Raw genomic sequence first — 24,947 nt, forward strand, 5'->3', positions numbered from 1 at the left:
TTTTTGGAGATTCTTTTAAAGCTGAACAGAAAGATTAGTCTTCTGACTGGTCATCTTCTGTCTTACGGCGTTTAGCTAGGGCCAGGGCTGTGGCTGCTACCGCTCCACCTACGATATAAGTTGGAATGTCGTCCACATAAACGTAGTCCCCACTCATGCTAGTACTGTCCGTGTAAGACAGCGACAGGCTAAAGCCGGTCTGCAGACTGGTACTCAGGTAAAAGCGATCTGACAGACTAAGCGAGAGGCTAACTGACGCTCCCATTTCCTGTGACAGCGCAGCTTGTCCTAATGCAGGCGAATAGCCCACTAGACTCGGTGCCCCTTGAGAAGAAGCAAGTGTTTCACTCATAGACAAGCTCGTACTCAAGCTTTCGCTGGTGGAGAGGCTGGTGCTGAGACTCTCGCTCATGGAAAGACTCGTACTCAAACTTTCACTCATAGAAAGGCTCGCACTCAAACTTTCGCTAGTAGATAGGCTTGTACTCAAGCTCTCACTTGTAGAAAGGCTGGTGCTCAGGCTTTCACTGGTGGACAGGCTGGTACTCAAACTTTCGCTAGTAGACAAGCTCGTGCTCAAGCTCTCACTCATGGAAAGACTCGTACTTAAGCTTTCACTGGTAGAAAGGCTGGTACTCAAGCTTTCACTCATGGACAAGCTGGTACTGAGACTTTCGCTAGTAGAGAGACTCGTACTTAGACTTTCGCTGGTAGAAAGGCTAGTACTTAAGCTTTCACTAGTAGAGAAACTTGTGCTCAGACTCTCACTCATAGAAAGGCTAGTACTTAAGCTTTCGCTAGTTGACAAGCTGGTACTCAAGCTTTCGCTCATGGAAAGACTAGTGCTGAGACTTTCGCTCATAGACAAGCTCGTGCTTAAACTTTCACTAGTAGACAAGCTTGTACTCAAGCTTTCGCTAGTAGAGAGGCTAGTGCTTAGACTCTCACTCATAGAAAGGCTAGTACTTAAGCTTTCGCTAGTTGACAAGCTGGTGCTCAGACTCTCGCTCATAGAAAGGCTAGTGCTTAGACTCTCGCTAGTAGAGAGGCTGGTGCTCAGGCTTTCGCTAGTGGAGAGACTCGTACTCAAACTTTCGCTAGTGGAAAGACTGGTGCTAAGGCTCTCGCTAGTTGACAAGCTAGTGCTGATGCTTTCACTAGTGGAAAGACTGGTACTTAAGCTTTCGCTTGTAGACAGGCTGGTACTTAAACTTTCACTAGTAGAGAGGCTGGTGCTCAGACTTTCACTCATGGACAAGCTGGTGCTCAGGCTCTCGCTGGTGGACAAGCTAGTACTTAAGCTTTCGCTGGTGGACAAGCTAGTGCTCAGGCTTTCACTCATGGAAAGGCTGGTACTTAAGCTTTCGCTGGTGGAGAAACTTGTGCTCAAACTTTCGCTCATAGACAAGCTCGTGCTCAGACTCTCACTCGTTGACAGACTAGTACTCAAACTTTCGCTCATAGACAAGCTAGTGCTCAGGCTTTCGCTAGTAGACAAGCTGGTACTCAAGCTTTCGCTGGTAGAAAGGCTGGTGCTTAGGCTTTCGCTGGTAGACAGGCTTGTACTAAAACTCTCGCTGGTGGACAAGCTCGTACTTAGGCTTTCGCTCATAGACAAGCTCGTGCTCAGACTCTCACTCATAGAAAGGCTAGTACTGAGGCTTTCGCTGGTGGACAAGCTGGTGCTGAGACTTTCACTGGTAGATAGACTGGTGCTGAGACTCTCGCTAGTAGAAAGGCTTGTACTTAAGCTCTCGCTGGTTGAAAGGCTAGTGCTCAGACTCTCGCTGGTTGAAAGGCTAGTGCTCAGACTCTCGCTGGTTGAAAGGCTGGTACTCAGACTCTCACTAGTGGACAGACTGGTACTCAGGCTTTCGCTCATAGAAAGACTGGTGCTCAGGCTTTCGCTCATGGAAAGGCTGGTGCTTAGGCTCTCACTGGTAGACAAGCTGGTACTTAAGCTCTCGCTGGTAGACAAGCTGGTACTCAAGCTTTCACTCGTTGAAAGACTCGTGCTCAGACTTTCACTGGTGGAAAGACTGGTGCTCAGACTTTCGCTCATAGATAAGCTGGTACTTAAGCTCTCGCTGGTGGAAAGACTGGTACTGAGACTTTCACTGGTAGATAAGCTCGTGCTTAAACTTTCACTGGTAGACAAGCTGGTGCTAAGGCTTTCGCTGGTTGACAAGCTAGTACTTAGACTTTCACTCGTTGAAAGACTGGTGCTGAGACTTTCACTAGTAGAAAGGCTAGTACTTAAGCTTTCACTGGTGGAGAGGCTGGTACTCAAACTTTCGCTGTTTGACAAGCTAGTACTCAAGCTTTCACTCGTTGAAAGACTAGTACTCAAACTTTCGCTAGTAGAGAGGCTGGTGCTGAGACTTTCACTCATGGAAAGGCTGGTGCTCAGACTCTCGCTCATAGAAAGGCTAGTGCTCAGACTTTCACTGGTAGAAAGGCTGGTGCTAAGGCTTTCGCTAGTAGACAAACTTGTGCTCAAGCTTTCGCTCATAGAAAGGCTGGTGCTTAGACTCTCGCTAGTAGACAAGCTAGTGCTCAGGCTTTCACTCGTTGAAAGACTCGTACTTAGGCTTTCGCTAGTAGAGAAACTTGTGCTCAGACTCTCGCTAGTAGACAAGCTGGTGCTCTGGCTTTCGCTGGTAGAGAGGCTAGTGCTTAGACTCTCGCTCATAGAAAGACTCGTGCTCAAGCTCTCGCTGGTAGAAAGGCTGGTACTCAAACTCTCGCTAGTAGATAAGCTCGTGCTCAGGCTTTCACTGGTGGAGAGACTGGTGCTGAGGCTTTCACTTGTAGACAAGCTGGTACTTAAGCTCTCGCTGGTAGAGAGGCTAGTGCTCAGGCTTTCACTAGTGGAAAGGCTCGTACTTAGGCTTTCGCTAGTAGAGAAACTTGTGCTCAGACTCTCGCTAGTAGACAAGCTGGTGCTCTGGCTTTCGCTGGTAGAGAGGCTAGTGCTTAGACTCTCGCTCATAGAAAGACTCGTGCTCAAGCTTTCACTCGTTGAAAGACTGGTACTTAAGCTTTCGCTAGTAGACAAGCTCGTGCTCAGGCTCTCACTAGTGGAGAGGCTAGTGCTCAGGCTTTCACTAGTGGAAAGACTAGTACTTAGACTTTCGCTGGTTGACAAGCTAGTACTCAAGCTTTCACTAGTAGAAAGGCTCGTGCTCAGGCTTTCGCTCATGGACAAGCTCGTGCTCAGACTTTCGCTCATAGAAAGACTCGTACTCAGACTCTCGCTCATAGAAAGACTCGTACTCAGACTCTCGCTCATAGAAAGACTCGTACTCAGACTCTCGCTCAAGGAAAGACTGGTACTGAGACTCTCGCTAGTTGACAAGCTGGTACTCAAGCTTTCGCTCATGGAAAGACTAGTGCTGAGACTTTCGCTCATAGACAAGCTCGTGCTTAAACTTTCACTAGTAGACAAGCTTGTACTCAAGCTTTCGCTAGTTGACAAGCTGGTGCTGAGACTTTCGCTAGTAGAGAGACTCGTACTCAAGCTTTCACTCGTTGAGAGGCTAGTGCTTAGACTTTCGCTCATGGACAAGCTAGTGCTCAGACTCTCGCTGGTGGAAAGGCTGGTACTCAGACTCTCACTAGTGGACAGACTAGTACTGAGGCTTTCGCTCGTGGAGAGGCTCGTGCTCAAGCTCTCACTTGTAGAAAGGCTGGTGCTCAAACTTTCACTCATTGAAAGGCTGGTGCTTAGACTCTCACTAGTAGACAAGCTAGTGCTCAGACTCTCGCTCATAGACAAGCTCGTGCTCAAGCTTTCGCTGGTTGAGAGGCTAGTGCTTAGGCTTTCACTCATGGAAAGACTTGTACTCAGACTCTCGCTCGTAGAGAAACTCGTGCTCAAGCTCTCACTTGTAGAAAGGCTGGTGCTCAAACTTTCACTCATTGAAAGGCTGGTGCTTAGACTCTCACTAGTAGACAAGCTAGTGCTTAAGCTTTCACTGGTGGAAAAGCTGGTGCTGAGGCTCTCGCTCATGGACAAGCTGGTACTCAAGCTCTCACTAGTAGAAAGACTAGTACTGAGGCTTTCGCTCGTGGAGAGGCTCGTGCTCAAACTTTCACTCATTGAAAGGCTGGTGCTTAGACTCTCGCTAGTAGACAAGCTAGTGCTCAGACTCTCGCTGGTAGAAAGACTGGTGCTCAGGCTTTCACTGGTAGATAAGCTGGTACTCAGACTCTCGCTCGTAGAGAAACTCGTGCTCAAGCTCTCACTTGTAGAAAGGCTGGTGCTCAGGCTTTCACTTGTGGACAAGCTGGTGCTTAAGCTTTCGCTGGTTGACAAGCTCGTGCTGAGACTTTCGCTCATGGACAAGCTGGTGCTCAAGCTCTCACTCATGGAAAGACTGGTACTGAGGCTTTCGCTCGTGGAAAGACTGGTGCTCAGGCTCTCGCTAGTAGACAAGCTAGTACTTAGACTTTCACTTGTAGATAAGCTCGTGCTCAGGCTTTCGCTCATAGACAAGCTCGTGCTCAGGCTTTCGCTAGTTGATAGGCTGGTACTCAAACTTTCACTAGTAGATAAGCTCGTGCTCAGGCTCTCGCTAGTAGAGAGGCTGGTGCTTAGACTCTCGCTAGTAGACAAGCTAGTGCTCAGGCTTTCGCTAGTAGAGAAACTTGTGCTCAGACTCTCGCTCATAGATAAGCTCGTGCTCAGACTCTCGCTCATAGAAAGACTCGTACTTAGACTCTCACTAGTAGAAAGGCTAGTGCTCAGACTTTCACTAGTAGAGAGACTGGTACTTAAGCTCTCGCTCATAGAGAAACTGGTACTGAGACTCTCGCTCATAGAGAAACTGGTACTGAGACTCTCGCTCATAGAAAGGCTGGTACTGAGGCTTTCGCTAGTTGAGAAACTGGTGCTCAGACTCTCGCTAGTAGAAAGGCTCGTGCTCAAACTCTCACTGGTTGATAGGCTGCTGCTCAGGCTTTCACTCATAGACAAGCTCGTGCTTAAGCTTTCACTGGTGGAGAGACTGGTACTTAAGCTCTCGCTAGTAGAAAGGCTCGTGCTCAAACTCTCACTGGTTGATAGGCTGCTGCTCAGGCTTTCACTAGTTGAAAGACTAGTACTTAAGCTTTCGCTCATGGAAAGGCTGGTACTCAAACTTTCGCTAGTTGACAAGCTAGTGCTCAGACTCTCGCTAGTGGAAAGACTAGTGCTCAGACTCTCGCTGGTAGAAAGGCTGGTACTGAGACTTTCACTGGTAGATAAGCTAGTGCTCAAGCTTTCGCTCATAGAAAGGCTAGTACTTAAGCTTTCACTGGTGGACAAGCTCGTGCTCAGGCTCTCGCTCATGGAGAGACTCGTGCTGAGACTCTCGCTGGTGGAAAGACTGGTACTGAGGCTTTCACTTGTAGACAGACTGGTGCTTAAACTTTCACTAGTTGAGAAACTCGTACTCAAGCTCTCACTAGTAGAAAGGCTGGTACTTAAACTTTCACTAGTAGAGAAACTTGTGCTCAGGCTTTCGCTAGTAGAAAGACTGGTACTTAAGCTTTCGCTGGTGGAAAGGCTGGTACTCAGGCTCTCGCTAGTTGACAAGCTAGTACTCAAGCTCTCGCTGGTGGACAAGCTAATGCTTAAGCTTTCACTTGTAGACAGGCTGGTGCTAAGGCTCTCGCTAGTAGACAAGCTCGTACTCAAGCTTTCGCTGGTAGACAAGCTAGTGCTCAGGCTCTCACTTGTAGAAAGGCTGGTACTTAAACTTTCACTAGTAGAAAGACTCGTGCTCAAGCTCTCGCTGGTGGAAAGGCTAGTGCTCAGACTCTCGCTGGTAGAAAGACTGGTACTCAAGCTCTCACTCATAGAAAGGCTAGTGCTCAGACTTTCGCTTGTAGAAAGACTAGTACTTAAGCTCTCGCTGGTAGAAAGGCTAGAACTCAAACTCTCACTCGTTGACAGACTCGTACTCATGCTTTCACTTGTAGAGAGACTGGTGCTGAGGCTCTCACTTGCCGATACTGACGCGGATGTAGACTCAGATTGACTGACCGAAGTTGAAAGGGATTCGGACTCGGAGACAGACGTACTCAAGCTTTCACTCGCAGATACCGATTCCGAAAGGGACTCAGATACAACCACTGACACTGACTCGCTCTGAGAAAGACTCGTTGATAAGGATTGGGAAACCACGGCTGACAGCGATTGAGACTGACTGATAGACACGCTTAAACTATTTGGCGTCACAGTGTAGGTCATTTCAACGTCCTGAGTGACCGTCTGATTGGTAGTAGGATCTGTGATACTGATGCGAATCACAGCTGTAAATGTGCCAACGGTATCCAGATTTGGGGCACCATTTACCCAAGTGTAGCGAATCGTGTTCGTCGAAGCAGAAACACCACCCGTCTGATCCACTAAACCATTTTGTGCTTGGTTAACCAATGCATTAAATAGCGCATCTGGATTCTTTTGCTCAAAGGTTAAGCCTGATTTTGCTTGGAAATCATAGACATTATGGGTGATTTGAGCACTCGTTTTGAGTTGTTGACTGGTGTCTGTTGTCGCACCAAAGCGTCCAAATGTCATACGGTAGGTCAATGTCCAAACCTGTTGACCTTGTTCTGTCGTAGACAATGGGAAAGTTGTCGTGCTAACACCTGTCTCCTGGTTGGTCCAAAGGGAAGGATAAGCGGCTAGATTTTCCCATGTCCCCCCATCATTTGTAAAGTAATTATGGATATTAAGACCATTTGATAGGGAGGTATTTTTAATATCATTAAAGACATTTGACTTAGCCAAAAGAGCTGGCCAAACACGGTAGCTGGTAGTCACTGACAGAGGCGTCGAAGAACCTGGAAAGACCACTTGTATGCCGATGGTCTTTTCTCCGACTGTCGAGCTATCAAATCCCGTCGTATAGGTAACAGTGGCATCGTCTGGAATAGATGAACCATCTGCCATAGTGATGAGCGTCCGAGGATCCGTTAAATCTGATGCAGTCTCACCTTTTATCAGATTGATACTGGTATATTTGACAGCAAGTGTCCCCAGAGTGGCCTCGACACTATTTCCTTTAGAGGTAAAGGTCGTTGTTCCCCCATTACCGTCTGGAACCTGCATGCTGCTCGACGCTGAGATTTTCCCGATTGGCAGGCGGTCACCGACCACGACGGTCGCGAGACCTGTGCTATCGGCAACGGCAGTCCCTATGGTGTCGCCACTAGGCCCCGTCAAGGTCACGGTCGCCCCTGGTGTAGCGGTCACTGTGACGGATTGATTGCTCAAACCAGCCTTTCCAGTCAGTGAACTGGTAATCGTAGCATCTTGCAGGACAACTGTTACCGTTGCTTCGACCTCTTTCGTCGCCCGGTGACCAGCACCATCAATAGCCGTTGTAATCACAATGGTCTTTTTGAAAATACCTGGCTTATCTGTTGATGGGGCATCCCCGTTTTTCCATGTGTAGGTTTCATTGGCGACATAAGGAATAACTGGCGAATCACTCGTATATTTGACACCGGATACTGCTTGGATAATCGTTCCACTGCCTTGTGTCAAAGTCCAAGTATTGAGCGGTAAAGGAGTTAGGTTATACTCCAAATCATAAACAATATGCGTTAGGCTGGTTGTTTGCACCAAGCGTTTAGACAGATCTGTTTCCCCGTACCGCCCCTTAGGTAGGGTTGCGGTTAGGGTGTAGGTCTGGCTTCCTGCAGTCGCAGTTGAGAGGGCGACTAAGTCGCTAGCAGTCACACCATTGCCGGTGACGGTCCAACTTGTGCCAGTATCTATAGCCTGCGAACCGCCTTGGAGAGTGACATAATTTAGCAAGCCCGCACCTGCCCCAGAACCGTTGGTTAGCGGCTGTCCTTTGAAATCATAAATCGGTGATTTCCCTTGGATACCAACAGATACATGATAAGGAAGGCTAACTGTCTGGACTGCGCCATTGGCCAAAGTCACTTGAACTGTTGCTGTCTTATCACCTGCAGAACTTGTATCAATAGCACTGGTAAAGACAACCGTCGCGTCACTTGGCAAGGCAGAGCCATCTGGCATCGTGACAAAGTTTCGTGCTTCTTCTAAATCACTAGCGGTTTCACCAACATAAGTGTAAATCGTTGGTACTTTTGCTTGTAACTGCCCATAGGTAGCCTCTTTGCTATTACCACTAGCGGTAAAGACTTGCTGCCCGCCATTGCCATCAGGACCCGTCATACTTGTGCTAGCTTTGATGGTTCCCAGTGGCATTAGTCCAGTTACCACTACTGTCGCAAGCCCACTAGCATTGGCAACAGCTCTACCAATGACTGCATTATCTGGTCCGGTCAGAGTTACTGTAGCTCCTGGGCTAGCTGTCACTTGAACAGACTGATTGCTGAGCCCTGCTTTTCCAGTCAAATCCGTTGTGATTTCTGCTTCTTTTAGACCGACTGTGTAGGTCACAGAAACATCTTTGGAAGCAGGAATACCGAAAAAGTCAACATCTTCAACAGTAACGGTAACAAGAGCCGTATAAACACCTGGCTGACTCAAATCAATTGATTTTTTCCAGTCATAGCTTATCTGACTGTTATTGCCTGTTATTCCACCCGTTGGGTCAAGAAGGGCATTCTTAGCTGCGTTTTTGAGGCTAAGATAGGTGGCATCAGTCACATCTCCTTGGGTGAAGTTATAAGGGCCGGCTCCATTAAAATCAAAGACATCTTGTCGAAAGACGGAACTGGTACTCAATCTTTGGCTGGCATCAGTTGTTTCACCATAACGCCCTTGTGGATAGGTTAAAGTGACCAGCCAGTTGTTGGTCCCTGCATTGTCATTCGTTAGAGCTGTGTAGGTCTGGTTGGTGTTTCGTAAGGTCCAGGTCACACTAGCTGTGTTGGCTACTTGCAGAGGATTAGAGCCTCCGGTAGGCGTTGCATAGCTCCGGTAGCTTGTTCCATTGACAATGGCTTGCCCTTTAATTTCATTAGCGATGGCGCCTCCTGGGAAATTCGTATCCAAAAACGGCAAGAGAGTGTAAGGGACAGTTACTGTCTGAACACTGCCGTCTGAGAAGGTAATTTTGGCTGAGGCTGTTGGATTCGTTGCCGAATTGCGAGTGTTGATAGCCGTAGCCCAGACTACTGTCGCATCGCTAGGTATGGCCGTGCCGTCTGACAGGGTCACAAAGTTACGTGGATCACTTAAATCACCAAAGTTTGTTTGTGTCCCAAAAATGGCATAAATCATCGGCGCCTTGGTAACAGCTGTTCCATAAGTGGCTAATTTGCTACTGCTTTGGCTGGTGAAGGTCTTTTGACCTCCCGAGCCATCTAGTCCTTCCATCGAAGCCACAGCTGTTATATTGCCTGCCGGCAAAGCCGTGCTTAGCACAATATTAGCTTTGCCACTAGTGTCGAAAGTAGCACTTCCTACCGTATTTCCTGCCTTATCTGTCAGCGTCACCTGAGCACCAGGTGTTCCAGTCAGTGCGATAGTTTGATTGAGTAAGCCTGCTTTACCGGTCAAATCAGTGACAATCTGAGGAGTCTGGACATTAACCGTATAAGTCACATCATAGGTTTTAGTGGCTATGATGGTCATATTGTTTTCGTCATAAGCCGTAACGGTGACTTGTGCCGTGTAGGCGCCTACTTTAGTGATATCAATGGCTTTTGTCCAAGCATAGCTTAGGCTAGATTGGTAATTTGGTATCCCTCCAGCTAGACTGTCTAAGGCTGCTTTTGCATTGGCTTGTAGAGCTGTGTAGGTCGTGTCAGAAGTGTCACCTTGCGCAAAGGTGTAATTTTGACGGAATGTCGCTTCAAAAACATTGTAGTTAAAACTTACGGAAGTGGACAACTTTTCAGATGCCGTCGTCGTCTCACCATAGCGTCCATACGGATAAATGGCTGTGACCGTGTAATTGCCACCAGCTGGTGCTTGCGTTGACAATGGAAAGGCACTAGACGTTTGGTTGGTCGTATGATTTGTCCAAAGAACAGTTGCCTGACTAAAGGCGGAAACATCCCCACCATATGGTCGAGCATAACCTGATAAATCTGTGCCGTTGACCGATGTCGTTCCGACAAAGTCATTGAACTCGGCCGTACTGCTATAACCCGTAACCAAATTTGGCAAAATGGTATAAGGAATAGCCAGCAACTGTTGGTTGCCATTATCAAAAACAACCTTGACTTGAGCCGTGCCTTGGCTGACAGTACTTGCCGTATCGATTTTTGACACAAAGGTCACTTGAGCGCTACTTGGCAAGGCACTTCCGTCAGCAAAGCGAACAAAGTTGCTTGCCACCGCCAAGTCACTAGCAGTATCCCCTGCTAAGGCATAAATTTTTTGAGCCCGCGCTGTAACCGTTTGGTAAGTCGCCAGTTTGGTGTTACCTGTTGACGTAAAGGTCGTTGTTCCACCTGTCTCAGTCGGCACCACTTGACTACTGCTAGCGCTAATGGTACCACCTGGTAAACTGGCTGAGACCACAACGGTCGCAAGGCCTGTGCTATCGGCCACGGCAGTCCCTATGGTGGCGCCACTAGGCCCCGTCAAGGTCACGGTCGCACCTGGTGTAGCGGTCACTGTGACGGATTGATTGCTCAAACCAGCCTTTCCAGTCAAATCGCTCGTGATGGTTGGCGCTTGGAGATTTACCGTTAGGACAACATTAACTTCCTTGGTCGCCACATGGCCGGCACCATCGGTACCTGTTTTGACCACAATGGTTTTCACAAAGCGCCCTGCCTTGTCAGCCGATGGGGCATCGCCATCCTTCCAGCTAAAGGTATCTGCTGTGACAGGACTGATGGCATTGGAACCTGTGTTGTACTTGACCCCAGAGGCTGGGTGAATGGCTAAGCTTTGCCCTTGTGTCACCGTCCAAGTCTTCGTCGGGCTAGTTGCGGGGGCGTCATTGGCCACAATATCATAGACAATATGCCTGAAAGTGGTGGTCATACTGAGACGGCTGGCGCTATCCGTCTGCCCAAAACGGCCTTTTGGCAGATAGGCTGTCACCGTGTAGTCCGTATAACCGGCAGTATTGGTATTAATCTGACTATAGTCAGTAATTCGCTGACCATTTGCCGTGACCACCCAGTCCATCCCGCCAGGGTAGGAAGAATCTCCGATTTTTTCAATGTAATTGTAAAAACCTACACCAGTTGCTGAACCATTGGTCAAGTCCTGACCCTTGAAGTCATAGATAGGGGATTTTCCTTTGATAGCAGGGTCAACACTATATGGAATGGCGACTGTCTGCGTGCGACCATTCGCAAAAGTGACTTTAACCATGGCATTTCGCTGTCCGGTGGTCGTATTATCAATGGCGGTCACAAAAGTTGCCGTTGCGTCACTCGGTAGAGCCTCGCCTGTAGACAATAAGACAAAGTTTTTAGCAACCGTCAGGTCACTGGCAGTCTCACCCACATAGGTTTGGACTTGAGAAGCCTTTGCCACCACCTGATAGACAGTAATAGGCACATCAACCGTTGTGGACAGACGATTTCCCTTGCCATCAGCCGGTAAGGTAATCCGAACCTGTTTGGTGAATTGACCACCCGTAGCTGTCGATGGTGCACCATCCACCCATTCAAAACTTGTACCTGATGGGAAACCAAGCCCTGAGCTATCTTTTACAGCCTCCTGAGCCGAAACAAGGCCACTATCCCCTTGCAGGTAGACATAATCCTGTGTTTTGACTGGTGCAAAAACCTCTTGCGTGATGACAATATCCTTAGAAAAGGCATTGCTAGTAGCCCCAAAACGGTCATAAGGGTACTGCATCTTCATCTTGTAGGTATGCTTTCCAGCTACGTTGACTGCTGGAACTGGCGATGTCGAAGAATTTTCAGCAATGAGATTGCCAGACGCATCATACCAATAATAATGCATGCCCTCAGGCAGATTTTGATTGCCACTGGCATGGATATAACCTGAACGGGTCTGCCCATTGCTTGGGGCTTGACCTGCGAAATCATAAACGGGTGAATTAGCCTCCATAGTGGAGTAAACCGTATAGGAAATCGTCACCAGCTGGTCTTTTTGACCTGGCACCTGTACTTTGATGGTTAACGTTTTATTGCCAATACTTGACACATCAAAGCCACCGTTCACGAAACTGATGGTCGTCCCTGTCGGAAAGGCCTCGCCAGTCTTTGTAACGACAAAGTTTGCCGCTGTCGCAAGGTCTGTCCCACTCTCATTGAGCAAGGCATAGACATTATCGGATTTGGCTTGAGCCTGATAGAGTTTGATATTGGCAGGATTGGTGTCATAGTGCACAAAAGCGGGAACGTGGGTAGCATTGGCCATACCTACCAAAACCTGCATGGCTACCAAGTCGTCATTGGTTAAGCCTGCTTTGACTGCTGTGGTAAAGGTCATGGTATAGGTATTGTTTTGTTGAGTGCTATATATCACACGGTTGGTTTGGTTCGTGATTGAAGCCGCCTCAACATAGGCAGTGGTTTCTCGGGTCCACCTGTCCTTGTTCCCGTTCATAAGCGACCTAAAAAGGTCACCTTGGTTGCCACTTTGACCGCCATTAGCCGTCATATAACCTTGGGTGTTGCCACTAGTCCATGAGGAAGCCGCAGTCCCATTGATGCTGGTCGGCATATCCAGCTGGGTCGGAATCTGCACGTAGTCACGGTATTTATTGCGTGACCAAAGGGGAACGTTAGCGCTTCGCTTGGTCTTGGCATTATCGTTATTATTGTAGGTGATGGTCCACTGGATAGCGGTCACGCGACCGTAGGTCCCATGCTCATAAACTGGTGTCGCCTTATAACTAACTGCACTATTGACCTGATCGGCCAGCGTTGGCATGCTACTGTTGTTATTGTCAGAAATCAGGTAAGACCGCTTGGCATCAGTGCCCCCCTCACTAACGGGATAGTCAAAGGTATAGGCAATTCCCCCATCACCTGTCCAGGTTCCGCTCGCATAGAGGCGACTACCTGATGAGATAGCCTGACCATTTAAGGGATCACGGCGTCCTGAGTTAGCCCGTGTGTAGGCATTGACGATGGAATTTCTAGCGGAAGTCGCTACTTGAACAGCTGCAGCTAAATCTAAGCCTTGCCCCGCTAAGGAGAGCTGAATGGTTTCAAGGGCTATTTGCGCTTTTTGGCGAGCTTCCAAAGCCGATGACAGGTCGGCGGTCAAATCAAGATAAGATTGAATCTCCTTGGACAAACTGTCCAACTTTGCAAGCTCTTGCTTATCTTGGGCTTGACTGCTAGCTTGCCCCCTGTCAGCCGCCGTTGCTGCCCTTGGAGATGCTGGCGCTTGACTAGAAGCGGATTGCCTGCTTTGACTGCTTGACTGCGATAATGATAATGAGACCGATTGGCTCTCTTTCTGCGCACTAGCAGATTGAGACACAGCTAAAGAAGCCGATGCAGACTGGCTGCTCGACAAACTCTCAGATAAGGACTCAGACTGCGATAGGCTAAGAGACCCAGAAACCAAAAGGGATTCTGAGGCAACCACGCTGTCTTGCTCGGACGCCTGTGTGACTTCTTGACCTAAAAGGCTCTCAGACGGCAAGGCACAGGTTGAAGTCAGGTCCACCTGATCTGTCGTGGCCAGAGTATCCTGAGCCAGTTCAGAGGCCATCACCGCATCATCTGCAAGGACTGTTTGCGCCCCTAAGGCGCCTGTTGTTAAAGCCCCTAAAGCAGCAGCCCCTTTTAAAATAGTCGCTGTCGACACTGATTTGTCCGCCAAATCATCCGTCACAAGCGGTGCAGTGACTTCTCCACCGCACAAACGAATCAAGCCTATTTTTGACATTAATGTCCGGACCCAGTGTTTTCCGGATTTATGCATTTTCACACGCGTTTGACGTGAATTTTCATGGAGGGTTTCTTGTCGTTTTGGCATAGTTCTCCCACTGTATCAGTTTATTTACAATCATTACTATTTTAACATAGAAAGCCCGTCTTACCTAGCTATATCACTTGGTTTTTTCATTTTTGTCACAATTGTCACGAAAACATTCCCATCCAAGAAAAAGTTCTTGGTAACGTCGCAAAAATCCAAGGTTCTAACAGCAAACAAAAGACTGAAAATTGACCAAACAGGTGCCTAGCTTCCCTAGAGCTAGGCCTTATGAAACAGCCAAGAGGTTTCAAACACAAAAAAGAAACCCAAAAGAGCAAGCCATTGTCCATCTGGCTCTCTCTTTCTGAGTTCTTTTATGTTTTCGTGCTTTCAAGCCACTCCTGCGACTTTTCTACCCAAGACTCCGCAAAAGTGAATAAAGCACACCAGCAGTGATGATAGCTATCAAAAGCAGGTAAAAAATAGAGGGGCGGTCTTTTTCTTTTGGGGTTTATGGTAACGCACTTCCGCCACGCGCTTTGTAATATCTTGATCCAACAAGTCATTTTTTTTAGTCATAGAGCCTCCCTTAAACAAAGTAAATGGACAAGTCTCCCTCTGCTGTTTTTTCAACTTGACTCAGCATCACATGGCGAACAATCTGACTGCGGATGTCCTGACTCATCTCTTCATAAGACATGAAGGATTCGCGATAGTATTCCATCACCGCATCACGTTGCGCAAAACTGCGTGAGGTCACAAAGTTTTTCAGTTGTTGCAGACTATCGACTTGTGCAATCCAGCAGTGGTCAATCGCTCGTAAAACAGCCAAGCGATAAAATTCCTCCAAACGGCTAGCTTCCCCTAAATCACGCGCCTTGGTTTTCATTTCTGCTTCAAACAGGTCCATGAGATAGGCCAGGACTGCTCGGGCATCTTCTGGGTCAAAGTCGGCAGGCCATTGACGGAGTTGATAAGAAAAATTTTCCAAAATATAACGGTTCAGAGCCGTCAAGGTCAGTGGTCCCCGCTTGTCTTGGTAATGCTCTACCTCTTCTTGGACCAACTGGGGAATGCGATGGCGAAGGTCAATGGTCCCCGCAATCAATTGGTTACGCAGGCGATAGACCTTAAGTCTTTGGACCCTTAAGCTTTCGTCAAAACGAATGGTCGCTTCTCTGGCCTGACGGGCCTGGTCTTCGCTTTTGACTTGTGCTAAGGCCAAGCGCCGACGAAAGATGGGCCTCGTCAAAGCCTTCGGCTCCTCTATACTCTGCTGGTCACGATGCTTGTCAAGGTAACGCGCCAGGTAGGCGCCCCCATGTTTGACCAAGAGTTCATCCTCCAAGCTCACAAAAAACTGGCTGAGGCCAGGGTCGCCTTGACGGCCAGCCCGACCACGCAGTTGCCAATCAATCCGACTATTGGCCATGCGTTCGGTCCCAATGACCGCTAAACCACCTCGTTCAGCAACACCTGGACCGAGTTTGATATCAGTTCCCCGACCAGCCATGGAGGTTGCGACCGTGACAGCTTGGTATTGACCAGCCTCCGCAATAATTTCAGCTTCTTTGGCAACATTTTTAGCGGTCAAAACATTATGGGCGATTCCCTCCCGTAAAAGCATGCGAGAATATATTTCAGCGATTTCAACAGTTCCCGAAATCAGCAAAATCGGTTGCCCCTTAGCATGACAATCCTGAACAAAAGATAGGGTGGCCTGTAATTTTTCAGGCAGGGTGGTATAGATGGCATCAGGGTAATCCTTGCGCTGGATGGGCCGATGGGTGGGAATCTGGACAACTGCTAGACCATAGGTTTTGAGCAATTCGGCTTCTGCCATTTTCCCCGTCCCTGTCATCCCGGCTAATTTTGGAAAAAGATTAAAAAGGCTCTGGTAGGTAACGGAAGCCATGGAGCGCGAGTCTGCCGTCTTTTTAACCCCCTCCTTGGTTTCTAGGGCCTGGTGAATACCTGACTGCAGGCGCGTGCCATCCAGGACCCGACCGCTACGGTTGTCTAGCAATTCAACCTTATCATCTTGAACCACATAATCCACATCACGCTGATAGAGAAGCTGAGCCCGCAAGGCCAGGTTGATATGACGATTTAACTCAAAGTAGTCAGGGGCATAGAGATCCTCCACCTCAAAATAATCCTGGGCGTAAGCCACGCCAAGCCCAGTCAGATAAACCAGCTTGTCATCTGAATTAAAATGATATTCTTGGTCAGCCTTCAAGGTCAACACGAACTGATGGCAAATATCATAAAGATTGGACTGAACACGGGGCATCCCAGAGATAATCAGAGGCGTTTGCGCATTGTCCAAAAAAATAGCATCCGCTTCATCAACGATCACATAATGAAAATCAGGCAAAAATTTTTCATCCTTGCTTGCCGCTAAGTTATCTGACAGGTAGTCAAAACCTAAACCAGCACTGGTCCCATAAACAATATCGCTCCCATAGGTCGCTCTTTTCATGGCTGGTGTCGGGTCCACTGCTTCTGGAAAAACGGCTAAACCAACCGTCAGCCCCATAAATTCATAAACGGGAGCCATCTCCTTTTGGTCGCGTTCTGCCAGATAATCGTTTGTCGTCACTAGTATAGCCCCCTTGCCTGTCAAAGCATTGACATAAAGAGGCAGTGTGGCTGTCAGGGTTTTTCCTTCACCGGTTTTCATTTCCGCAATATAACCAAAATGCAAGGCCAAACCACCCAGGACCTGAACATCATAAGGGAACTTACCTAAAACACGCTTATCTGCTTCACGAATAGCCGCAAAAGCCTCTGGCAACAGGGCGTCTAGACTCTCGCCTTGCGCTAAACGGGCTTTAAATTCTTGGGTCAAGCCAGACAAAGCCTGGTCAGATAGGCTAGCCATTTGATCAGAAAGGGCATTTATCTTTTTTAAATAGCGCCCCAAGCGCCTGAGAACCAGTCGGTTAGATAGGGAAAAAGAGGATTTAACGACCATACTGGGAGCCTCCTGGTGCTTGTTTGAGCAAGCTAGAGACAAAAGCAAGCTCCTGCGGCCGTTCCGCCTCGGTATAATATTTTTCAACAGGCAGGGTCAAGGGGATGGCTGTCTGTTGACTCTCTTCGATCAGTTCGATGCTAGAGATGGTTAGCTGATGACAGCCCGCATTGGTAAGAATCAATTCATAGGTATAGGCAGCCTCTGGGCATAGAAAGCTTTCTTCGTCGGGCCTGAGAACCAAGCGCTCGATGACATCCCCCTGACGATTGTAAAAATCTAAACCGACCAAGCAACGCCCTTCCGGCTGACTGGTGATTTCTCTTTTTAATCGATAACGATAGCCTGGTACCAAAAGTGGTAACTGGGGCACGCGCCGATGCGCTTGGTAGTTGGTCTGTGATTGTAAGGTGAGTAAGGTCCGACCAGAGGCCATATAAGCATTTGTCAAAGATAAGGTGTCTCCCTCTTGCTTTAACTGCGTTCCATAGAGATAGACCATAGCAGGGGCAATCGCTTTACCTGTCATGTACATAACTCTTTGCCCTGTCATTGCTGCCTCCTTTCATAACCATCTGCTAGTAAGGTTTGGTATTGTTTTAAAAACCACTGGATGATAGGGCCATTTTGGTCATTGTGTCGCCCTTCAAAGCCCTTGGTATAAATATGGACCTGTTTTTGTGCCAAATGTTCCAATAAACGCTCGGTCGCATGCCTGTCATAGTCATCTTGCTGCATGTAGGCAATGGCAAAAGTCGTCCGAGTAAAATCCGACTGACTAAAATTGTCCCAAAAACGCTGATTGAGTTGGGCAGGACTGAGCGTCTGCCGCCCCTGACTGACATTGACCAGAACATCGCTGATGGTTTCAAACTCGTCAGGTCGGGTGAGTTTGAGATTTGTCACCGTATCGCCTAAGTCTGTAAAGGGTTTAGCGATAACAACGGCATAAGGACGCACCTGCGCCGCATAATACAAGGCACCATAAGTCCCCATAGAAATCCCTGACAAAATCACATCATGGTAGTCAAAGGACAAATAGTCCAGAGCCTCTTGAATGACACCCTGCAATTTGGCCTCAATTTCCGTACTGCCAATATAAAAGGCGCCACCTTCTAGCCTTGGGTCCGCCACCAATAAAAAGGGATGCCCCATGGCCTTCATCATCCCAAAGCCTTCAAAGCCCTCGGCAGGCCGGTAACCCGCAAAGTAAACACACAAAGGGGGCTTTAGATTTCCTGGGTTGAAATAATAAAAGAGGTCCTGTCTTTGCTTGTCACGGATGCGTTTGCCACCCAAAACCAAGGTCCCAAGTTCCTTGTGTGAAAAACGCCAGTGCAAGTCCCCAAGAATGACCGTTCCAAAGCCCTTGACGGACAGGGATACCGCATAACTCAGAATCTCCTTGTCGCGTTTTGGTAAGAAACAAGGCGCTTGCATTGCCACTTCATCGAAGTAAAAGGTCTGGTCCAGTTCCAAGAGCCCCATCTGATTGATAGGGGTCACTTCCAAGCGCAACCGCAGGTCACCATTGGTCTTGACATATTGTTGCCAAAGTTCAATCGGGTGCCCCGGATTGGTCAGATTGTAAGTATAGGTCAGCAATTGCTGGTAGTCGTCTGAAAATTTTCCTGAAATTTCCAGACCGACATGGCCATGGTAGTTACTCGTGACCGCTAATTCTGGATTGACCTGCCCATGATGAATGGGAAGCGTTTCCCCGTATTGCCCATCAAAAATGACCTGTGATAAATAATCGACAGTCTCTGAGGGAGTCGCAAAAGCCGGTAATTCTGTCAAGACCTTGCGATGAAAAATGCCTGTCTTGCTTTGCGCTTTTAGTCCCAAGCCTGACACCTGCAAAAGGGCGTAAGCTTCTACCGTATCTGACAGCGGTTCTAAGAGGTCTTCTGCCAGAGGCGAGGTTAAAATAATCGCTGCAAAGTGAAGTTTCTCAGGTTTCAGCGCCTCTTTTTCTGTTGACCTTATTTGAGTCGCTTCAAGCAATTCCTTTTCTTTTTGGCTGATGTAAGCTGTGATGGAAGCCTTGTCAGGCAAGACAAATTGCCAGTCCAGATGGTCTGGCCACTCTTGGACTTGACTTCGCCAATCCAGCTTGCCAATTTGTAAAATCTGCATCTAAGACAAGTTCCTTTCTAAAAGCTCGCGCCATTGCGCCAACAAACGCCCACTACTATTTTCAGCCATGCGCTCTACCGTATGCACCAAAGCCTTATTCCAATGGCTAAGACTATTGACATAATAAGCAACCGCTTCTTCCAGAGTCCCCTCTTCACTTAGCAGCCAGCCATTTTCCTTATGCCTGACATAATCTGTCGGTGATTGATGAATCTGTGGCAGACCCGCACTAAGGCTGGCAATCTGCGTGTAGAGGTCTGGCTGAGGAGCCAAGTCAATAACCAGACGCGCCTGATCCAATTCTTGGATAATCTGATCCGTACGAACCAAGTTGATAAAACGCATGCGTGACAATTCCCAAGAGGGCTCATCCACAGGGTTTTCGCCTGGCGCCAAACTTTCCATAAAGAAATCCTCACGATCAAAATGCGCCAATAAATAGGACTCCATCCAAGCTTTCAGATCCTCAAAGGATTTCCAACGCTCATAAGTCACCAAGGTCAAGAGCAGGTCCTCTCGCTTGGCCAAAAGCGGAAACAAGCCGATCAGATGCTCTTTGACCTCTTTTGTTGAGAGGCCATCAACCCTAAAATACAAATCTTGAAAACGCATAGACTGGCTTTGCCCTAAGCGCAAACGGCTATCAAAAGGGGAAATGACCAGAAGCCCCCTAGATGGACTGCCGGCTTCCTTTAGCGCTTCCTCTAGGAGCTTGCCATGGTCCTTAGACTCTGTCACCAACAAATCAACCTGCTTGACCAGTTCCACGAGAGCTTCCTTATTTTCTAAAGAATAGCGCTGGCCAAAGAAAGACAGCACACGTTTTTGCTGAGGAAAACTGTCTAGTAACATCTGATTGTGAAGGGCATGACTGGCTAAGACAAGCGTGTCTTGATCTGTGAGCACTTGTTTGGCCAAAAGTGCTAGGCGTTCTTGAACCAATTCCCCCCAGTCAGCATAGTGTTTTTTGGCGAAAACATGGTCGGAAAACCAATTGATTTCAATCGCTGGCTCTTCTGTCGCTTGAAGGTGTTCTCTGACCTGCCAAACGCCATTTTCATTGAGGTAGTCCTGATACAAGGCCTGCCCAGCCCCATCATAATACAAAATACTAGACAAAAAACCTCTGTCATCAAACAGATAGGTATACTGAGGTTGCCCCTCTTTTTGCCATTGGATTTCCAGCAAATTGCCACTACTAGCAAAAGCAATTTTCGCCAGTAGGACACCATCTTTTTTGGCAAAAACCGCAAAAGGCGTATAGAGAAATTCTGTCCCCTTGGGCCAAGCTAAGGCTGTAAAATCAATCGGACGTGTGTGGGTCCGTGAAATATTTTGAATATCATCAAAAAAAGACCAGTAGACCTGACCAAGCAAGCCCTTTTCATGCAGTTCATAACGTAATTGAGGTTGGTAGGTCAAAAAAATCAGACGGACAGCTTCACCCGCCTCTGCAAAGAGTTGTACCTGATTTATCGTATCATCAAAAGCAATCTCTTCATAGACCCGGGTCCATTCTTGGGACGCTGCATACCAAGGACGATTTGTCGCATACCAAGCCGGCACAAAATAATACATGTTTCCTCCTATATTGGATTATGGTAACGTCGCCAATTGCGCAAGGTCGTCACCTGCTCGATTACATCAAGAAAAAAGCCCGCTAACATAAAAACATCACCGATTAAAATGCTCAGCAAAATGGTCTGCGGGTCGTTCCCCTGCAAAACCCCATAGAGTAAAGGGACACCACCCACCATTAAAACCACCAGGGCACCAAATTGGGCCAGAGCGGTTACTTTGCTTTGAATAAATTGACGCGTGGCTAGGCCAGGCGCTACACTTGCGATGTAATCCCCATTTTTACGTAAGGTTTTGGCCAGATCATTGGCGTCATAATTATAGTAAGCAAAACCTAAGGACAGCACATAGAGCAAGACTATATAGCACAAGACCCCACTCCATTCTGTCAAAGACAGGTGTCGGGCCAAATAATCCAATAGCCCACTATAGGGAAAAAGTTGCGCCAAGGCTTGGATGACAAAGAGTGGGAAAAGCATAAGTGTCATCCCATACATAAATGGCATAGCACCTGCCGGTGTCACCCGTATGGGCAGATAAGAGGCCTCATGGTAAGGGGTATTGACACCGATGCGTAAAATCGGTATGCGATACTCTGCCCGATATAAAATTCCAGCGACATAAATCAGGCACAAACACCCCAGCAAGCCTAAGGCAACCTGAAAGACCAGTTGGGACAAGGTTAAATTTTGATTGGCAAAATACTGCCAGATGCTATCGCCCAAGGACAAGAGCATATTGGCCAGGATGATAACGGTCATGCCACCAAGACCCTTTTGACTATTGAGGTTACTCAACCAGGTCAGAACAAAGCTACCCGCTACCAGGGTCACCACCGTAAGGCCCTGCATAAAGAATAAACCAAAGACACTGTAGGTCGGAGATAAGACTAAGCCTCGTAAAGAAGCGATAGCTTGCAGGCTTGCCACTATTAAGCTTAAAAACAAACGATAAGCTTCTGCTTGGCTCTGACTGAGCTGTTTAAAGGCGCCAAAAGCCGTTAAAAAACGCCAGAGAACAACACTGACCATCCAAGGCCCCAAACCCAAGCTAAAAAGTGTCAAAGGCCCGATATGGGCTCCCGTCACAGCCAGGGCATTGGCTAAAACGGCAGTATTTCCTTGAAAAGCGCTCTCTCCTTGCGAGGCGAGTAAAAAGGTAAGGGCAAGAGGCGACCTAAGAGGTAAATCCACAGAATCCCCATCATCCAAACCAATTTAGGCGCAATCAAAGCCATGCGCCAACTTTTTCGTAAGCTGTTTAACACCTTTGTCTCTCCGACCTCTTCTTTTGTCATCATTTTGTCATATATCCCTCTTATTATAGCATGAAATAAGGGATTAGGAAGAGCTTTCGCCGACTCTTTTTCTGAAAAATGACAGCTGTCAATCCTAGCTTCAACCCTCATCAGCAAGAAAGCAAACAAAGGCTTTTCTTTCTCCTTTCACTGCGGCTTTCACCAGTTTTTTCGTCTCATTTGTACTATAATGAATGTATGAAAATCACCAAACTCGAAAAGAAAAAGCGCCTCTACCTCCTTGAGCTGGACAGTTCAGAGACCCTCTACATCACCGAAGACACATTGGTCCGCTTCTTTTTATCTAAAGGCAAAAGCCTGACCGAGAGTGAGTTAGCTGAAATCCGTCAATTTTCTCAGTTTTCTTACGGTAAAAATTTGGCCCTCTACCACCTGTCCTTCGCCCGTCGAAGTCAAAAACAAGTCCAAGACTACTTGATGCAACACGACATCGACCAAGCTACTAGCCAAGCCGTCATTGCTAGCCTAATCCAAGAAGAATGGCTCAACGACCGACAGTTGGCTAAAGACATCGTTCACCAGCAGGCGACTGGTGGCGACAAGGGACCTTTTTATCTCAAACAAAAACTAGGGCAAAAAGGCATTGCAAAGGCCATAATCGCCGAGGTCTTGGACCAGACAGATTTTACAGAGGCTTGTCTTGCAACGGCAGAAAAACTCTGCAAAAAGTACGAAAAAAAGCTTCCCCAAAAAGCGCTTGAGACCAAACTCTACCAGCAACTCAGCCAAAGGGGATATGCCGCAAGAGATATTCAAACCGCCCTTGCAAAACTCCCCCTGACGTCTGACCCAGACCAGGAAACCGACCTTCTCTTTCGTGAAATCGATAAGGTCTTTGACCGCTATGCGCGAAAAAATGAAGGCTATGCCTTAAAACAAAAACTAACCAACCACCTAGCCCGTAAAGGCTTCACTTTCGATGCCATTCACCAGGCTCTAAGGGAATACGATATCTGACATTTTTTAGCTGAATTTTTTAAGCAAATATGCTAAGATAGTGAGTGATAAACTTAATTGTAGAAAGTTGGAGTCCCATGAAGTTACCAAAAGAGGGCGACTTTATTACAATTCAAAGTTACAAGCATGATGGGAGTCTCCACCGTACATGGCGAGACACTATGGTACTAAAAACAACTGAAAATTCCATTATCGGCGTCAATGACCATACCTTGGTGACTGAAAATGATGGACGGCGTTGGGTAACCCGCGAGCCTGCCATTGTCTACTTTCACAAAAAGTTTTGGTTCAACATTATTGCCATGATTCGAGACAATGGGGTTTCCTACTACTGCAACCTTGCTAGCCCTTTTGTCCTAGATGGTGAAGCGCTCAAATACATTGACTATGATTTGGATGTCAAGGTTTTTGCAGATGGGGAAAAACGCCTGCTTGATGTTGACGAATATGAAGCCCACAAGCAAGCCATGCATTACTCGGCTGATATTGACCATATTCTCAAGGAAAATGTCAAAATTCTTGTCGATTGGATTAACCAAGGCAAGGGACCTTTCTCCCAAGCCTATGTCACTATTTGGTACAAACGTTATCTTGAACTAAAGAATCGGTAAAGTTGTCTCCACGGCAATCTTAAGAGTCTGAGACACCGTCTAAGGCTCTTTTTCTTGTTTGCTGACAAGGCTTAACCTCCCCTACAAAAGAGCCTGTCGCTAGCCTCAAACGCAACCAAAACAGTTGCCGAGGTCAAAAGAAAACCGCAAGACCTATCAGACAGTTTTCTTTTAAGCCTTGCCCTTACTAACCAATCCCTGTCTTTCGCCTTTCAAAGGAGGTCCACATGGCATTTTCACATTCCAAAGGCCGCTATGCCAGTTTTGGCGTTGTCTCAAGCGTAGACCCAAAGATTATCGACACCATCTGGGATATCCTTGATAATTACCTCAAGGGGGTATTTCCTTTGGATGACCAGCTACGGGTTGACTTTCAAAACCGCGAGGACAAGCTCACACTCCTCATTTCACAGCAATGTCGCAAGACTGCCATTGCTTTTGATTACGATTACCCCTTTGACCCCTATGCTCCTAGCAGGCTACTCATCGTCGATGAAGCTGGCGATGAGACACTTATCCTCCCCTACGAATTAAAATTGTAAGCCTATAAAGGCCTTTGCCGCCTACCTCCCCCTGCGTTCACCCAGCAGGGGCTTTTTTGGGGCAAATCATTGGCTTTAGCGGAAAAATCTAAAAAAAACTTGTGAAAAGGGTTTCAATTTCACCCAGCTATGATAAAATAAAACAAAAAGCTAAGGAGTTAGAAAAACATATGTCCCAATTCCAGACGGCTGTCACTGCCGCTTGTCAGAAAAAAGAACAATTATTCGACGAAAGCCTTACACGCTATGCCCTACGCTCCATGCTGGCAGGGGGCTATCTGACTGCCAGTACGGCATGCGGGGCAATTGCAGCGGATATCATTGCGCCACTATCACCAGCTCTGTCACGTTTTATCTTTGCGTTCATCTTCGCCTTCGGCCTACTTTACGTTGTCTTTTTAAACAGCGAGCTGGCAACTTCCAACATGATGTTTTTAACTGTCGGTAGCTACTACAAGGTCATTTCCTGGAAAAAGACAGTGACCATTTTGCTCTATTGTACCTTTTTCAATTTTGTCGGGGCCACGCTACTAGCCTATCTCTTTAACCAATCCTTCTCTTTTAGCCAGTTGACCGACCACAGTTTTTTGGTCAATGCCGTCCAGACCAAGCTAGCCAAGTCTGATTGGCAGAACCTGATTGAAGGGGTTACAGCCAATATTTTTGTCAACATTGCCATTCTTTGCTTTATTTTCATCAAAGAACAAAGCGCTAAAATCCCATTGATTTTATCGGCTATCTTCATGTTTGTCTTTTTGGTCAATGAACATTTGATTGCAAACTTTGCTTCATTCATGTTAGCTGCCTTCAGCCAGGTGGAAAACATTCAAGGACTTAGCCTCACCAATGTCCTTCGACAATGGGCTGTCGTCTTTATTGGAAACTGGATTGGCGGTGGCCTTTTTATCGGTCTGACTTACGCTTGGCTCAATCAAACCAAAAGCCCCTATAAAGATTAAGACAGCACTCCCATCAAAAAAATCTCCTTGGTCACACCAAGGAGATTTCCTTTTGCTTAAAGCTT

10 protein-coding genes are annotated in these 24,947 nt (G+C 47.4%); 4 read left to right on the forward strand and 6 right to left on the reverse strand.

The window, feature by feature from the left end:
- Positions 1-34 precede the first annotated feature (34 nt).
- From STRDD12_RS08405 to STRDD12_RS02715, 6 genes are all read right to left on the reverse strand, one after another.
- Entirely contained in the window at positions 35-13,861 is a 13,827-nt protein-coding gene (locus tag STRDD12_RS08405; RefSeq protein ID WP_066914918.1) for a Rib/alpha-like domain-containing protein, read from the reverse strand.
- A gap of 529 nt (positions 13,862-14,390) precedes the next feature.
- Positions 14,391-16,778: an accessory Sec system translocase SecA2 gene (gene secA2, locus STRDD12_RS02695; protein WP_066914920.1), complete on the reverse strand. Its 2,388-nt coding sequence runs from the start codon at positions 16,776-16,778 to the stop codon at positions 14,391-14,393.
- Complete coding sequence (gene asp3 / locus STRDD12_RS02700) at positions 16,768-17,331, reverse strand: accessory Sec system protein Asp3 (RefSeq protein WP_066914922.1); 564 nt, start codon at positions 17,329-17,331, stop codon at positions 16,768-16,770. Before asp3 ends, secA2 begins: the two co-directional genes overlap by 11 nt.
- Complete coding sequence (asp2, locus tag STRDD12_RS02705; protein WP_066914924.1) at positions 17,328-18,917, reverse strand: accessory Sec system protein Asp2; 1,590 nt, start codon at positions 18,915-18,917, stop codon at positions 17,328-17,330. The genes asp3 and asp2 overlap by 4 nt, the downstream gene beginning before the upstream one ends.
- On the reverse strand, positions 18,918-20,495 hold the full coding sequence (asp1, locus tag STRDD12_RS02710; RefSeq protein ID WP_066914926.1) for an accessory Sec system protein Asp1: 1,578 nt from the start codon (positions 20,493-20,495) through the stop codon (positions 18,918-18,920).
- 8 nt (positions 20,496-20,503) lie between these two features.
- Positions 20,504-21,688, reverse strand: coding sequence for an accessory Sec system protein translocase subunit SecY2 (locus STRDD12_RS02715; protein ID WP_156471435.1), 1,185 nt, complete (start codon positions 21,686-21,688; stop codon positions 20,504-20,506).
- 302 nt (positions 21,689-21,990) lie between these two features.
- On the opposite strand from STRDD12_RS02715, the gene recX reads away from it, so the two are divergent.
- The 4 genes from recX (at position 21,991) to STRDD12_RS02740 (ending at position 24,882) form a co-directional block, all read left to right on the forward strand.
- Positions 21,991-22,770 carry a recombination regulator RecX gene (gene recX, locus STRDD12_RS02725; RefSeq protein ID WP_066914930.1) on the forward strand — a complete coding sequence of 260 codons (780 nt, stop codon included), beginning with the start codon at positions 21,991-21,993 and terminating at the stop codon, positions 22,768-22,770.
- Between the two features lie 77 nt (positions 22,771-22,847).
- Positions 22,848-23,381 carry a nucleoside tri-diphosphate phosphatase gene (gene ntdP, locus STRDD12_RS02730; RefSeq protein ID WP_066914933.1) on the forward strand — a complete coding sequence of 178 codons (534 nt, stop codon included), beginning with the start codon at positions 22,848-22,850 and terminating at the stop codon, positions 23,379-23,381.
- Between the two features lie 227 nt (positions 23,382-23,608).
- Positions 23,609-23,923 carry a DUF960 domain-containing protein gene (locus STRDD12_RS02735; RefSeq protein WP_066914935.1) on the forward strand — a complete coding sequence of 105 codons (315 nt, stop codon included), beginning with the start codon at positions 23,609-23,611 and terminating at the stop codon, positions 23,921-23,923.
- A gap of 170 nt (positions 23,924-24,093) precedes the next feature.
- Entirely contained in the window at positions 24,094-24,882 is a 789-nt protein-coding gene (locus STRDD12_RS02740) for a formate/nitrite transporter family protein (RefSeq protein ID WP_066914937.1), read from the forward strand.
- Positions 24,883-24,947 lie beyond the last annotated feature (65 nt).

The sequence above is a fragment of the Streptococcus sp. DD12 genome (assembly GCF_001578885.1).
Taxonomy (GTDB): domain Bacteria; phylum Bacillota; class Bacilli; order Lactobacillales; family Streptococcaceae; genus Streptococcus.